The sequence below is a fragment of the Flavobacterium sp. GSA192 genome (assembly GCF_006386525.1).
GTDB classification, from domain to species: domain Bacteria; phylum Bacteroidota; class Bacteroidia; order Flavobacteriales; family Flavobacteriaceae; genus Flavobacterium; species Flavobacterium commune.
This window is the reverse complement of record NZ_VAHC01000002.1, coordinates 279,440-293,500: the sequence shown is the minus strand read 5'-3', so window position 1 is coordinate 293,500 and position 14,061 is coordinate 279,440. Positions and strand designations below refer to the sequence as shown.

General features: G+C 33.2%; 14 protein-coding genes. 4 read left to right on the top strand and 10 right to left on the bottom strand.

What is annotated here, in order from left to right; translation table 11 throughout:
* Window positions 1–147: 147 nt before the first annotated feature.
* Window positions 148–2,652, bottom strand: a complete 2,505-nt coding sequence (locus FDM27_RS05400; protein ID WP_140485502.1) for an L-rhamnose mutarotase — start codon at window positions 2,650–2,652, stop codon at window positions 148–150.
* Between the two features lie 280 nt (window positions 2,653–2,932).
* Between FDM27_RS05400 and FDM27_RS05395 the strand changes: the two genes are divergently transcribed.
* Window positions 2,933–3,883 (top strand): helix-turn-helix domain-containing protein, encoded by a 951-nt coding sequence (locus tag FDM27_RS05395; RefSeq protein WP_140485501.1) that lies wholly within the window; start codon window positions 2,933–2,935, stop codon window positions 3,881–3,883.
* 152 nt (window positions 3,884–4,035) lie between these two features.
* Here the strand turns inward: FDM27_RS05395 and FDM27_RS05390 are convergent, their stop codons facing one another.
* Window positions 4,036–4,992 (bottom strand): SPOR domain-containing protein, encoded by a 957-nt coding sequence (locus FDM27_RS05390; RefSeq protein ID WP_071184467.1) that lies wholly within the window; start codon window positions 4,990–4,992, stop codon window positions 4,036–4,038.
* A gap of 102 nt (window positions 4,993–5,094) precedes the next feature.
* Here FDM27_RS05390 and dprA point away from each other — a divergent pair, with 102 nt between their 5' ends.
* Window positions 5,095–6,195: a DNA-processing protein DprA gene (gene dprA / locus FDM27_RS05385; RefSeq protein ID WP_140485500.1), complete on the top strand. Its 1,101-nt coding sequence runs from the start codon at window positions 5,095–5,097 to the stop codon at window positions 6,193–6,195.
* 141 nt (window positions 6,196–6,336) lie between these two features.
* A complete protein-coding gene (locus FDM27_RS05380; protein ID WP_140485499.1) occupies window positions 6,337–7,485 on the top strand; it encodes a TlpA family protein disulfide reductase in 1,149 nt (382 codons plus the stop codon).
* A 91-nt stretch (window positions 7,486–7,576) separates the two neighbouring features.
* Here the strand turns inward: FDM27_RS05380 and trpS are convergent, their stop codons facing one another.
* Complete coding sequence (trpS, locus tag FDM27_RS05375) at window positions 7,577–8,554, bottom strand: tryptophan--tRNA ligase (protein WP_140485498.1); 978 nt, start codon at window positions 8,552–8,554, stop codon at window positions 7,577–7,579.
* 289 nt (window positions 8,555–8,843) lie between these two features.
* Between trpS and FDM27_RS05370 the strand changes: the two genes are divergently transcribed.
* Entirely contained in the window at window positions 8,844–9,605 is a 762-nt protein-coding gene (locus tag FDM27_RS05370; protein ID WP_140485497.1) for a lysophospholipid acyltransferase family protein, read from the top strand.
* Window positions 9,606–9,661: 56 nt separating this feature from the next.
* Here FDM27_RS05370 and FDM27_RS05365 read toward each other — a convergent pair whose 3' ends face one another.
* The 7 genes from FDM27_RS05365 to FDM27_RS05335 all read right to left on the bottom strand — a co-directional run bounded on the left by FDM27_RS05365 (window position 9,662) and on the right by FDM27_RS05335 (window position 14,045).
* Window positions 9,662–10,099, bottom strand: coding sequence for a hypothetical protein (locus FDM27_RS05365; protein ID WP_140485496.1), 438 nt, complete (start codon window positions 10,097–10,099; stop codon window positions 9,662–9,664).
* Between the two features lie 243 nt (window positions 10,100–10,342).
* Window positions 10,343–10,750 carry a hypothetical protein gene (locus FDM27_RS05360; protein WP_140485495.1) on the bottom strand — a complete coding sequence of 136 codons (408 nt, stop codon included), beginning with the start codon at window positions 10,748–10,750 and terminating at the stop codon, window positions 10,343–10,345.
* A 148-nt stretch (window positions 10,751–10,898) separates the two neighbouring features.
* A complete protein-coding gene (recA, locus tag FDM27_RS05355) occupies window positions 10,899–11,906 on the bottom strand; it encodes a recombinase RecA (RefSeq protein WP_071186197.1) in 1,008 nt (335 codons plus the stop codon).
* Between the two features lie 125 nt (window positions 11,907–12,031).
* Window positions 12,032–12,772, bottom strand: a complete 741-nt coding sequence (locus FDM27_RS05350) for a hypothetical protein (protein WP_140485494.1) — start codon at window positions 12,770–12,772, stop codon at window positions 12,032–12,034.
* 67 nt (window positions 12,773–12,839) lie between these two features.
* A complete protein-coding gene (locus FDM27_RS05345) occupies window positions 12,840–13,178 on the bottom strand; it encodes a DUF86 domain-containing protein (RefSeq protein ID WP_140485493.1) in 339 nt (112 codons plus the stop codon).
* Window positions 13,171–13,470: a nucleotidyltransferase family protein gene (locus tag FDM27_RS05340; protein ID WP_140485492.1), complete on the bottom strand. Its 300-nt coding sequence runs from the start codon at window positions 13,468–13,470 to the stop codon at window positions 13,171–13,173. The genes FDM27_RS05345 and FDM27_RS05340 overlap by 8 nt, the downstream gene beginning before the upstream one ends.
* A gap of 65 nt (window positions 13,471–13,535) precedes the next feature.
* Window positions 13,536–14,045, bottom strand: a complete 510-nt coding sequence (locus FDM27_RS05335; RefSeq protein ID WP_140485491.1) for an acyl-CoA thioesterase — start codon at window positions 14,043–14,045, stop codon at window positions 13,536–13,538.
* Window positions 14,046–14,061 lie beyond the last annotated feature (16 nt).

The window sequence follows — 14,061 nt, the reverse complement described above, 5'->3', positions numbered from 1 at the left end:
TTATTCGTATTTAAATTGTTTTTGCCACGAATTCACTAATTATTTCTTTTTTAATCTTTGTCGTTACTATTCCACTAATCTTAATAGAAATTCATGAGATTGTAAGCTAAAATTATTGATGTCATTCGTGAATTCGTGGCTTGATTTTTATTTTATGTTTTTCAGAAAAATCCAGGTTTCTCCTTGTTTTGCATCTTCAATACCTGTTTGGTATTTTTTCATTATGGCATTCCAGTCGTCTACACGCGGATTATTTTCGGTAGTTTTTGGATTTAATTTATCCAAACTTTCTCCTTTTGGAATACTGATAACCAACATTAATTGTCTTCCGTTTTTGAAAACCTGCAATTGTTGGAAATCGGCATTACAGAATCCTTTAGCTATTTCCGGCCATTTTTCAAATTGAGTTGTGTGATAATCCACATACTCTTTTTGCATTTTTTCATCAGCAACTAAATTAGCGGTTAATACAATATTTTCCCATTCTGATGCTGGTTTCGAATCCTTACATCTTTCGAAATTTTGAAAATCATACACTGGATTTTCGTAGATTTTAATTTCTAATTCAGGGAAAGCTAGAGCCAATTTTCTTTTTGTTCTTTCCGGCTGATTCATCAAACCGTAAATCACCAAATGGTTTTCCCATTGGTACAATTCTTCGCCTACAATTCGGAAACCTTTTATCGTTGATTTGATTTTTTCGATATCAAAATTCTTCCCGATTAATTCAATCGCAACCGATTTCGGCATTTCCTGTAATCCCCAAGCCTCGTCAACAACCACCTCTTTTTTCAGACTGGCATAAGGAGCACGGATACCCGAATTTTCCTTAACCGAATTGCTTACAAACTGGTTGTTATCCTGCCAAATATTCCCCGCAGGACCATTGTTGTTTTTTAGAATTTTCTGAATCGGAATCCAGTTGTTTTTAATCGTAAAGCCCTGACTTCCTTCATCAGTATACAAATACAGCCATAAAAATGGATCGTGAGCATACGGACTGTTGTACACTTTATCAATGTAATTTTCTTCTATTCGACTATCTGGCTGTGATGAAAGCGTGTAAATTCCAGCAACATCATGCAAATGTTTCGCATAATGATGAATTTTATTCGCCAAAATTTTATTGTTTCGCATCACATTTTCGGTGTGTGTCCAACCCCAACCCATCGAAATTCCGCTGTAAGCTACATCAGAAATTTCGTTATGTTCAATAGTCAAATTCTTCACAAAACCAGCTGCAATTCCTAAACATCCCCAATCTTCATTGGCAACATTAGTAATCAAATTATCAGCAATTAATTCATTCGAACAAACTTCTCTATCGTCTTTTACTTGTAATGGTAAATGCGCTTCGAAAGCTTCCTCAGAGAAAACGCCCAAATTAATTCCGTTTCCACCTATGTCTTTAAAAAGATTTCCTTGTACTTTGTTGTTATTTGTTCCTTTGTGCAAATCCAGTCCTGTAGAAGACAAATGCTCAAAACTACAAGATTCGAAAATCGTGTTATTAGCAAAATTCACTTCTACAGCTGCTCTTGGTCTTCCCACCCAAGCCTGATTTTCTAAAGAAGCCTGATTCGGCGTTCCTGGAGTTTTCAATTTGTAAGCATCTAATAAATACATTCCTGCCTGCAACGGAACGTGACCTTGCTGAGAAGGACGAAGCCAATTGCTGTACTGAAACGAAATTCCTTTAAACTTTAAATCGTGTACTGGCGAATCAATCGTTCCTTTTATTTCTACCAAATTCTCTAAAACCGGCACAGTTACTTTAACAGAAGCCATATTTTCTCCTGCTCTTGGAATGTAATAAATCTTTCTGTTTTCTCTATCCAAATACCATTCGCCAGCTTCATTCAGCATTGACATTCCGTTATTTAAATAAAATGCTGAATTTCCGTTATTTTTCGAAATCCAAGGCGCTGGCCAGGGATGCTCGCTTTGCACGCGGCTTTCTGGTTTTTCGAATGAAAGTCGGGCGCTGTCTTTTTTAACTTCGATATTTTTGATACGTAAATTGGCAATTGCCCACCATTGCACGATGAACATTTCCATTCCTGGCTCAAACTTAATTGACTTGTCTTTGAAAGGAATCCAGCAAGTTTCGGTTTCCTTGTCCCAAGACAAAATTCTTTCCATGGTAGTTCCAGCCGTACTTTTAGCTCGCACCGCTTTTACATCATTTACCCAAAGTTGGCGGTAATTGATTAATTCACCCGCTATTTCCGGAGCATCAGCAACCCACACTGTTCCTTTTTTTAATCCGTTGATGGAAGTAGTGGTTTTTTTCCAATTCTTAATTTCAATTCCTCCGTTAAATATCGGTTTTGCATTGGTATCTGCTTCAATAGTTGTTGGACTATCAGCTGTTCCAGAATCTTCTGGTCTTACAAACAATGGTTCATCAAAATAATAAGTCCCGTCTTTTATGATAATATGAATTCCTCCTTTTACCGAAGCATCTTTAAGCCTACGCAATTCCCTGGCTTTTCTCAGTGCCATGTGCACGGTTGCTAAAGGACTTGCTTTTGTACCTTCATTGGCATCATTACCGTTTGTCGCAACCCAAATATCGGCAGCCTGCATTGAAAACACAGTAAAAAACAGAAACAAAAAGCTCAATAAAGGATGTCGGTTTTTTAGAAACATAAAATATATTTTAAATTATAAATAGAATTCTGATTCTCCTCAATTTTAATACCATACTGTTTTCGAAAACAAAAAATGTAAACGTTATCATTTTAAAAGTAAAAAAAAAGTCTGTCGACTCTAATGTACTTGATAATAAATTAATTGGGCTGGGCAAGTTACCTATTTTAATACAAAAAAAATCATATTTTTAAACAACGGTCGATTCTATAAAAGTAGACAATATTCTAATAAATAAATTTAATAATTATCTTTATACCAATTTAATACAAAATAATTTATGAATTCTTTTTTATTACCAAAAACCTTGAAAGAAAAAGACGAACATGGTAATTATGGTGTTTGGTGGCACGAAAACAATCCGGGTCCCTTAAAAAAACTCCCTTTTATCAGTCAATTTGGTAGTATGAAATTTTCAAAAGTCCGGATTGACGACACCATGCGACCGCATCTCAATGACGGAATTGAGATTCATTATGTCAACAGCGGAAAATACGATTGGGTAATTGAAGGCAAGGAAATTGAATTATTCCCCGAAAATTTATCTGTTACCGCACCCTGGCACGAAAACGGCAGTATTTCAGGAATCATGGACATTGGCCAAATCAATTGGATTATCATTAAACCTTTTGAATTTTCAAAAAACACCGCTTTAGACTTAGGCAATTGGAGTAAATTGTCTAAAAATTTCCAGCAAAATCTGGGAGAAATGATAGGCGATGCCAACAATGCCATACTCGAAAAAGCAAAGAATTTTAAAAATTATTTTGACGAACTACGAAACGAATTAGCCTTTCAGGAAAAAGGTTTTGAAATAAAAGTTCAAAATATTCTGGAGAATCTATTTATTGATTTACACCGACAACTTTCGAATAAAATCCAAAAAAATCAGGAAGATGACAGCTTTATTGAAAAACTTACCCAATTGCTTCAGGCCGATTTAACCAAGAAATGGCACATTGAGGATTTAGCAGCGGTGTTTAGCATGGGAAAAACCAAATTTACTTATGAAGTAAAAAAACTAACCGGTTTCCCCCCTAACAGTTTCATTATTAGCCTGAAACTCGAAAAAGCGATCCAGTTAATTCAAAACGAAAAAAACAGCAACATGTCTGAAATTGCTTTTGTCTGTGGGTTTTCGTCATTACAACATTTCACCTCTACTTTTTCACAACGCAACGGAATCAGTCCAAGAAAATTCCAGATTCAACAACAGAAGAAAAGAAAATAGTAAAAACGATTCTAACAATCTTGTCATTTCGACCAGAGGGAGAAATCACATAATCTGACTAACATGATGAGATTCCTCCTTCGTCGGAATGACAAACTATGAGGCATTTCTTTGTGTAAAAAAAAGCCTTTCCGTTAAGAAAGGCTTTGAAATTATAGTGATTCAATCAGCAACCAGGCTTCTGGATTTTCTGATTCCCGAACTTCATTTTTAACTTTTTGAGCTTCGGCATAAGTAGCAAAACTTCCGTAAAGCACCGGATAAAGACCGTGTTTGTTAACCTCTAGTCTTCTGGCTTTATAACCCATTTTGGTTAACTTTTTCAAAACCTGCTCCGCATTACTCTCATCTCTAAAAGCGCCAGCCACCACATGGTAAGGCAATTTTTCCTCTTTAACTTCTTCTTTATCTGATTTTACCGAAAGCGTCACAGGAGCCATTGGACTTTTAATAAAAAATGTAGCCTCTTGGATTTTGCTTTCTACTTGCTTTTGCACGGCTTTTTCAACCAGAACTCTTTCAGAAACAATTTCGTTTTGGTAAACCGAATAAGCTGCACTTCCAGCCAAACCTAATCCCAGAATAAATATAGCTGCATATTTCAAGTAAGAACGACCGTTTCTTTCTTCGGTAACCAAAGAAATAACAGGAGTTTCTTCGATAACTTCTTCTTTTTCTTCGAAAAATTCTCTTTTAACAACCGGAGCAATAAAAGAACCCAAACCAAAAGAAGCAGTCAAATAATTCTTTTGATCAGAAGGTGTGAAAATCAAATTATCAGTAGCGTTCAATGAAAAACTACCTATATTTTTAATTGTTAAGATTCTGTTTTTTTCCAATTCTTTCTTCCAATTCAAAACTTCATACTGAATAGCACTAATAGCATATTCATAAGATGTTTTTTCAGCTCTGGCAATATGATTAGCTAATAAACCATCATTGTTTTTAATGTTGGTATTAAAAGAAATCAGTTTTTTAGGAGGAAAAAAAGAATTCGCACTCTCAACCCATTGAGCCGATTGAATTTCAGTCAAAAAAGCACCGAAACCAGGAACGGTAACGCATTGATAACGATATAAAAGTTGGCCTATGTAGTGTTCTATATTCATACAGACAAAGTTATACAATGAAAATAGTTATCAAAATTTTATTCACAATTTTTATTAACAATCTGACCGAAAATTTATACATTTCAATCTCAAATATTTAGCATGACAACATCCGATTTATTTTACATATTAGCTTTACAGAGAATCGAAGGCATCGGCGACATTATGGCGAAAAAATTAATTGGCCATTGTGGTTCGGCCGAAGCTGTTTTTAAAACAAAAAGCAGCCAGCTCGCCGCAATTGACGGTGTAGGCAGCATACTACTTAAAAAACTGAAAGATCAAAGTGTATTTGACAAAGCCAATAAAGAATTGGAATTCATTCAAGCCAGCAATATTAATGTAACGTATTTTCAGGATATAAATTATCCTGAAAAACTCAAACATTGCGTTGATGCTCCTGTCTTACTATTCACAGCAGGTAACATCGATTTGAAAAACAGAAAAATCATCAGCATTGTGGGAACACGCCAAATCACTTCTTACGGAACTGAATTTTGTAAAAAACTAATTGAAGATTTGACACCACTTGACCCTGTAATTGTTAGCGGATTTGCTTACGGAGTAGATATTGTTGCGCATCAACTGGCTATCGAGAACAACCTACAAACCATAGGCGTTCTGGCTCATGGTCTAAACCAAATCTACCCTAAAAACCACAAGAAATACATGGCTAAGATGGAAAAAAATGGAGGTTTTATGACCGAGTTCTGGAGTTCCAGCAATCCTGACAAAGAAAATTTTGTCAAGCGGAACCGCATCGTGGCTGGCATTGCCGAAGCTACTATTGTTATCGAATCAGCTGAAAGGGGCGGCTCATTAATTACCGCTAATATTGCCAATGATTACAACCGTGATGTTTTTGCCGTTCCAGGCCGCACGACTGACAAATATAGCGCAGGCTGTAACAACCTTATCAAAACCCAAAAAGCCAATGTGCTTACCAGTGCCGCCGATTTAATTTATATGCTTAATTGGGATATTAAAGAAGAACCTAAAGCGGTACAGAAACAACTATTCGTTTCACTCGACAACGAAGAACAAAAAATATACGATTACCTCTTAAAAACAGGAAAAGAATTAATGGATATTATTGCACTGGAATGCGAATTTCCTATTTACAGAGTTTCCAGTATTTTATTAAACATGGAACTCAAAGGCGTAATTAGACCTTTGCCAGGAAAATTGTTTGAGGCGATATAAAAAAAACTAATCTTATGAAACAAACCCAACCTTATTACTCTCTGTTTTCGAAAAAAGCATTCATTTTACTTTTTTTTTATTTTACAACAATGTTTTACAACTTTTGCTCAAAATAAAACAGCAAACGAAAAAGAGAAACCAGTGAATGAAAATGAATTCCTTTATAACACAAATTATTTGAATCTTGAAAAATTCAAAGGCGACAGTTTACCAGACAGAGTTTATAAAGAAATTGAACAAATATGTCTTAATAATAAATCAAAATTAGACAACTTTATAAAGATTCATAAACCATCAGAAGAATTTATAAAAACAGCACAAATAAATTTAGACTATTTTACTCCTGAAGCCTTCTATTCATTTGAACAAAACAATAAATACACTAATCAAAAAGCCTATTACCGTAATATCGATAAATGGAAAACAAAGCGTAATGAATTATTTTCAAAAATTAAAATAAGTAACGATGAAGCTTTGAACACACCAAATTATCAAAATTTTGTAACAGACATTTTACTACGTACAAAAGAAGAACTTTGGAAAGAAGCTTCCGGAGAAAACAAAGAGAATTTTTATAAAGAATGGTACAATAGTTCTATAGTAGAAGGCAATAAACTTTTTATAGATGATCCAGTTAATATATTAACCGAGAAAATCATCCAAAAATACTACTCAGGAAAATCCGCTGAATTTGCTTACGCAAGACTTTTAAAGAAATCAATTGAAGAAGAAAACAATAAAAACCTACCTCAGATATTCGAAAATTTTAAAAAACAATACCCAAACAGTAATTACATCTCTCAATTTCAACCTAAAATTGATTTAATTATCGAAAAGAACAACAAAACCTTAACAGATAAAATGATTTTTGTAAACAAAGGAGAACAATTCAATACCTTTGAAGAAGTCATTAGTCAGTTTAAAGGAAAAACCGTTTTAATTGACATGTGGGGAACTTGGTGCGGTCCTTGCAGAAAACAAATTGCGGAACACAGTGAAGCCTTACATGAATATTTTAAAGATAAAGAAATCCAGTTTTTATACATCGCTAATTTTGACAGCCATAATCCTGAAAACTGGAAAAAAATTATCTCCTATCAAAGCATTGAGGGATTCCACATTCTAGCCAATGATAACCTGACCAAAGATATTATGACTAAATCAAAAGGAACAGGCTACCCAACTTATATCATTTTAAAAAAAGATGGAAGTTATGAACTTTCAAGAGCAGGTTATCCAATGAAAAGAGAAACATTAACAAAACAATTGGAAGAGGCAATTTCTATGTAAATTTTGAATCCTAGATTAAAATAAAACCGCAAATTCGCAAATTATAAAAACATAAATAATCTGCGAATTTGCGGTAAAATATCTTAAAAAACTATCGCTTTTCGAAACCTAATTTCTCTCTCACTCTGGCTAAAACACCATTGGCTACAGCCGAAGCTTTCTCTGCACCTATTTTCAACAAAGCATCTACTTCATTTAAATTATTGATATAGTAATGGTATTTCTCTCTTTCCGTTTTGAAAGTATCACAAATTAATTCAAACAAAGCCTGTTTGGCGTGACCATAACCATAATTTCCACCTAAATAATTGGCTCTCATCGTTGCAATTTGCTCTTCATTGGCTAACAAAGAATAGATGGCAAAAGCATTACAAGTATCCGGATTTTTAGGAGCTTCAAGCGGTGTACTATCCGTTTCAATACTCATTACTTGTTTGCGCATCGCTTTATCTTCTAAGAAAATATTAATAATATTATTAGCCGATTTACTCATTTTTCCACCATTGGTTCCCGGAATCAACATACTATCATCCTGAATTTTAGCTTCCGGTAACACAAAAGTCTCTCCCAACTGATGATTGAAACGTGAAGCCACATCACGTGTAATCTCCAAATGCTGTAATTGATCTTTACCAACAGGAACAAATTCGGCATCATATAATAAAATATCAGCAGCCATAAGCATTGGATACGAAAACAAACCTGCATTTACATCGTCTAATCGATCAGCTTTATCCTTGAAAGAATGCGCCAGAGTCAATCTTTGAAACGGAAAAAAACAACTTAAATACCAAGACAATTCAGCCGTTTGTGGCACATCCGACTGCCTGTAGAAAACTACTTTGTTTACATCTAATCCAAACGCCAACCAGGCTGCCGCAACACTGTAAGTATTGTTTCTTAAAGTTTCCCCATCTTTGATTTGGGTTACCGAATGCAAATCGGCGATAAAAAGAAAAGATTCGTTTTCAGAATTATTAGATAATTGTATTGCTGGAATAATTGCTCCAAGTAAGTTTCCTAAATGTGGAGTTCCTGTACTTTGAACTCCCGTAAGTATTTTTGCCATTCTATTTTTTTCTTGAACGCAAAGTTCGCAAAGTTTTTTATTTTTTACCGCAAATTCGCAAATTTTAAAAATTTACTTAAAATGAATCTTATCTTCTATTTTTTTAAAACATATAAGTCATTTAAGTTTAAACTAATTCTTTAAAAAAACGAAAGAGAAGTAACTTAAATGAACTCACTGTACATATAAGCTTTAAAACTCATAACAAAATAACTTAAATGACTTATATGGTTTTGAAACATTAAAATTTTATAAAAATGATAGCATTTGATTCCTTATTTTTGGCAATATGAAAAGCATAAAAACAATTTTCTGGATTCTTTGGCGCATTTGGTTTTACATCTTGATGGCGATACCAATTTTTATTATGTTGCCATTTTTAATACTTTCTATTCTTTCTGAAAAAGGCTATCCTTATTTCTTTAGAATGGCTCGAATTTGGGCTAAATTCATCCTTTTCGGAATGGGATTTTATTACAAAATAGAGAAAGAACAATCGATAGAAAAAAATAAAAGCTATATGATTGTGGCTAATCATACCTCGATGACCGACATTATGTTAATGTTGGCGATTGTAAAAAATCCATTTGTATTTGTGGGAAAACAAGAACTGGCTAAAATCCCCATTTTTGGTTTTTTCTACAAAAGAACCTGCATTTTAGTGGATCGGAAAAACTCACAAAGCCGAATGGCGGTTTTCACCAAGGCTCACAAACGAATTGAGCGCGGATTAAGTGTTTGTATCTTTCCCGAAGGTGGTGTTCCCGATGACGAAACGATATTATTAGATCATTTTAAAGAAGGTGCTTTCAAATTAGCCATACAACACCAGATTCCTATTTTGCCTATTAGTTTTGGAGACAACAAAGAACGTTTTCCTTATACTTTTTTTGCCGGAAGCCCGGGAATTATGCGTGTAAAAATTCATAAACAGGTAGAGACTTTTGGAAAAACCGAATCGGACAGAAAAGAAATTCGGGAAGCAGTCAGAACTACTATTTACACCCAATTACTGGAATTTGAAACCGAAAAAAAAACTGAAACCGCTTAAAACAAAAAAATCACCCAGTTCATTAGGTGATTTTTTTGCCTTAAGAAAGATACTATTTACTGAGTAACGACAACTGCTACCTCTTCAAAGATATCTATCTCTTTAGTTGCATCATCTGGATCTGGGCCTTTACCTTTATAAAACTTAAACTTATAGTTTCCAGTTTCTTGAGGAACAAAATTAAATGAAGCATCAGACAATGGAGGTAATTCTTCTGTACAAACTTCGCCAACTTTTGTATTAGCATTAATACCTATTGTTCTGGTAAACGAATCGGCTCCGGTACCATAAACATAATACACTCCTCCGTAATTATAACAAACTGTAGGTCTTTGATACTTTAACTCAATTTTGTGAGATGCTCCTACTTTGAATGTTGAAGGCATCGTATAACTTTCAACAGGTAAAACATAAAAATTATACCTATCCGGTTCATCTAAACTACAACTTAACAATGTGGTCATTAAGACTAAAAACAGGGCTATTTTTTTCATTTTTTTGATTTTATAAATTAATAATCTATCGTTAATTCTTTTATAAAGACAGCAACAAATGAAAAAGGTTGCTTATAAAAACGTATTTTTTTCAAAAAAATTGTATCTAAACTCATTTGAGGCAAAAAAGGATAAAAAACAAACGAAATATAATCTTTGAGTATTGATTATTTTGAAATTACAATCTAAAAAAAGAAAAGAGGTTGTCTCACACTTTTTAATGAAACAACCTCTTTTATCAAATTATGAAGCCGAACTCACAACTATTGTTTGAGTTACAAACTCTGTTGCCGTTTTTTTGAACTTCAGGATATAAGTTCCTGCCGCAGTAGCTTTAAACTTGTATGAAGTTTTTTTAGTAGCAGCTGTTGTCCCACAATTACTTCCTTCATATTTAGTTTGCACTTCAATTGTTTTGGTGTTTCCTACAGTAGTTTCGATAAACTTATTAAAAACACCACAATTATTTTCTACTGCATAAGTCACTTCAAGTGTGATTTCCTGATTCACAGTTGAAGTAGTTGCTCCGGTTACGGCTGACACAAAAGCAGTTTTAGTTTCTACAGATGGTGTGTCATCATTATCACAGGAAACAAATCCTGCTGACACGAACAATACTAATGCAACTACTTTCAATTTTAAATTTTTCATTTTATAAATTTTTATAAGTTAATAATTACTTACAAGATGCTTATAAAATAAAAAGGTTGCTTATAAAACACATCAGACTCTAATTTTTCTTATAAAAAAATGCCCGCCAAATTGACGAGCATTTTGATTTATAACACAATACGAATTTTTAATTCTCTGCTAATTCTTTAATTCTGGCTTTGATTTTTACTTCTAATTCATCTGCTAATTCAGGATTGTCTTTGATTAATGTTTTAACAGCATCACGACCTTGTCCTAATTTGGTTTCTCCATAGCTAAACCATGAACCTGATTTTTTTACAATTTCGAATTCTACTGCTAAATCCAGAATTTCTCCTGTTTTAGAAACTCCTTCACCATACATAATATCAAATTCAGCTACTTTAAATGGTGGAGCTACTTTATTTTTAACAATTTTAACTTTGGTTCTGTTTCCAATAACATTTTCCCCGTCTTTAATTTGAGAAGAACGACGAATATCTAAACGAACCGAAGCATAAAATTTCAACGCATTACCACCCGTAGTAGTTTCAGGATTTCCAAACATCACCCCGATTTTCTCTCTCAACTGATTGATAAAGAAAACCGTACAATTGGTTTTACTAATAGTTCCTGTTAATTTTCTTAAAGCCTGAGACATCAAACGCGCGTGAAGACCCATTTTAGAATCTCCCATCTCGCCTTCAATTTCGCTTTTTGGAGTCAACGCAGCAACCGAGTCAATAACCACAATATCAATTGCTCCTGAACGAATTAAGTTTTCAGCAATTTCCAAAGCCTGCTCTCCATTGTCAGGTTGCGAAATAATTAAATTTTCGATATCTACATTTAATTTTTCAGCATAATTTCTGTCAAATGCGTGTTCCGCATCAATAAAGGCTGCAATTCCACCTGCTTTTTGTGCTTCTGCAATAGCGTGAAGCGTTAAAGTAGTTTTACCTGAAGATTCCGGTCCGTAAATCTCAATAATTCTTCCTTTTGGATAACCACCTACTCCTAGTGCTAAATCCACACCTAAAGATCCCGAAGAAATTACCTCAACTTCTTCAATGGCTTTATCGCCCATTTTCATAACAGTCCCTTTTCCGTAGGTTTTATCCAGTTTATCAAGAGTAAGCTGTAACGCTTTTAATTTGGCTTCTTTCTCTGTACTCATCTTTTCTTTCATTTATTTTAGGTGCTTATCTTTGGTAAAAATACTTCTTTTTTTGGAAGTTGCAAGGGGAATGTTTGAATGTATAAATGTCTAAAAAAACATTTTACCTCTGTTTATAATATTTATTATATTTTGCAATTATTATATAAATCAACTATTTCAAATATATCATCAAGCACCAACACTTTATTCTCTATTTTTAAAATTAATTCTGGGCAATCTTTAAAATTTTCAACAGCATATTCATTTAATTTTTTATCTGAATAAATGAAATTCAATTTTTCCGAATATTTTTTATGTAGCAAATATTTTATGTTTTTTCCTTTAGCTAAATTTTCCTTTATTTTTGAATAGTTAATTGGCTTTGTATTATTTAAGTAATTTGCAGCATTATTACCATTCTTTAGGTCGTTTAAGCGATTTGCTTCTGCTTTAATTCTTGAAGATTCTGAACGTTCATAACTAAGCCAATCTGCAACATTACTTCGGTCAACATCACTATAAAACAAACTAAGATTATCCGGAGAATAAACATATACCTCCAAATTATTAGAATAGATTAATTCAACGAATTTATAAAACTTGTCCGCGTCTGTTTTTTTATAATAAAACTCCCTTCTGCCTGACAGCTCAGAGTTTATAACAATTTTATTAATGCTTTTATAATCAATTTTATCTGGTTTTCTTTGATTTTCGTTTTCCTTAAACTCTACACTAAATGCCGAACCATTAAGTTTTACCAAACCATTTTTTACATTGCCATCTATTAAGATTATTTCCCCCTTTAAATATGGATTATTCCTTAATTCTAACTGAGCAAAACAAGATGTTGTTATCAATAAAAAAATAATTATTATCTTACTCATTTTAAATTTTTTACAATAAACAAATTTACAAAAACAACGCTTTCAACTCCGTAGCTTTTTCTGGTTACTATTCTCCTAATAAAACCTCAACTTCTTTTTGTAAAACAGGTAAGTTTTTAATCACAATCCCCCAAATTACATCATCTGAAACAGAATTGTAGCCGTGAATTATTCTATTTCGGACATCAACAATCTTTCTGGAATTTGAAATTTCAATGGATTTATCTTCTTTAAGAATTCGATTCATCGCCTCACCAATAATTTCGATATTTCTTTCTACAGCTCTTTTAGTTCTTAAATCGTTTTGATAAACTTCAAACAATTTCGGAGTATCTAGAAAATAACTTTCTATTTCATTTATAGAATTCAAAATATCAAAAAGCCAAGTTTTTATATTATTATCCATAAATCAATTTTTTGTTTTGATTTAATGTTTTTCTAAAATAGGGGTTTTTAATGGCTTTTTCTTCTAATAAGTCAACGTTTCTTTTTAGAATATTTTCGAGAGAAAATTTAAGATTATAATAATTGTCGCCATATTCCAAAACGTCAATGGGTTCAAAATCGACAATTAAATCTACATCACTTTCAGGGGTAAATTTATCCGTTAAAACAGAACCAAAAGCATACAAAGATTTGACTTTATGCATTTTGCATAAAGTTAATATCTCTTTATTTAATCTTTCTATTAGGTTCATTTTTACAAAATTATAGTATCAAAATTACATAAAATAAATTATTCTATTTTAATAAACTTTTGATTTTAAACAAACAACGCTTTCAACTCCGTAGCTTCTTCGGGTTTCATTTTTCCTGCCAGGACTAAACTCAATTGTTTACGTCTTAAAGCCGCATCATAACGCTGTTTTTCCAATTCAGTTTCAGGAATGATTTGGGCAACTTCTACAGGTTTTCCTTTTTGGTCAACCGCAACAAAAGTATAAATAGCTTCATTAGCTTTAGTTTTCACACCCGATTCTCTATCTTCTACCCAAACATCAATATAAACCTCCATCGAAGTCTTAAAAGCTCTGGAAACCTTTGCCTCAATAGTTACCACACTTCCCAACAAAATAGCCTTGGTAAAAGCCACATGATTCACCGAAGCAGTAACTGAAATATTTCTGGAATGTCTCTGCGCCGCAATACTGGCCGCACGATCCATCCGGGCTAATAACTCGCCTCCAAAAAGATTATTGATATGGTTGGTCTCACTTGGCAAAACCAAATCAGTTAAAATAGTTAAGGATTCCGATGGATATTTTGGTGTCATCTGATTTTAGATTGGA

Bases quoted from the DNA above. Each gene is read 5' to 3' on its own strand.
- FDM27_RS05365 (WP_140485496.1), bottom strand. From the start codon at position 10,099: ATGAAAAAAATAGCCCTGTTTTTAGTCTTAATGACCACATTGTTAAGT.
- FDM27_RS05400 (WP_140485502.1), bottom strand. From the start codon at position 2,652: ATGTTTCTAAAAAACCGACATCCTTTATTGAGCTTTTTGTTTCTGTTT.
- FDM27_RS05340 (WP_140485492.1), bottom strand. From the start codon at position 13,470: ATGAACCTAATAGAAAGATTAAATAAAGAGATATTAACTTTATGCAAA.
- FDM27_RS05335 (WP_140485491.1), bottom strand. From the start codon at position 14,045: ATGACACCAAAATATCCATCGGAATCCTTAACTATTTTAACTGATTTG.
- FDM27_RS05350 (WP_140485494.1), bottom strand. From the start codon at position 12,772: ATGAGTAAGATAATAATTATTTTTTTATTGATAACAACATCTTGTTTT.
- recA (WP_071186197.1), bottom strand. From the start codon at position 11,906: ATGAGTACAGAGAAAGAAGCCAAATTAAAAGCGTTACAGCTTACTCTT.
- dprA (WP_140485500.1), top strand. From the start codon at position 5,095: ATGACAACATCCGATTTATTTTACATATTAGCTTTACAGAGAATCGAA.
- FDM27_RS05390 (WP_071184467.1), bottom strand. From the start codon at position 4,992: ATGAATATAGAACACTACATAGGCCAACTTTTATATCGTTATCAATGC.
- FDM27_RS05360 (WP_140485495.1), bottom strand. From the start codon at position 10,750: ATGAAAAATTTAAAATTGAAAGTAGTTGCATTAGTATTGTTCGTGTCA.
- FDM27_RS05345 (WP_140485493.1), bottom strand. From the start codon at position 13,178: ATGGATAATAATATAAAAACTTGGCTTTTTGATATTTTGAATTCTATA.
- FDM27_RS05370 (WP_140485497.1), top strand. From the start codon at position 8,844: ATGAAAAGCATAAAAACAATTTTCTGGATTCTTTGGCGCATTTGGTTT.
- trpS (WP_140485498.1), bottom strand. From the start codon at position 8,554: ATGGCAAAAATACTTACGGGAGTTCAAAGTACAGGAACTCCACATTTA.
- FDM27_RS05395 (WP_140485501.1), top strand. From the start codon at position 2,933: ATGAATTCTTTTTTATTACCAAAAACCTTGAAAGAAAAAGACGAACAT.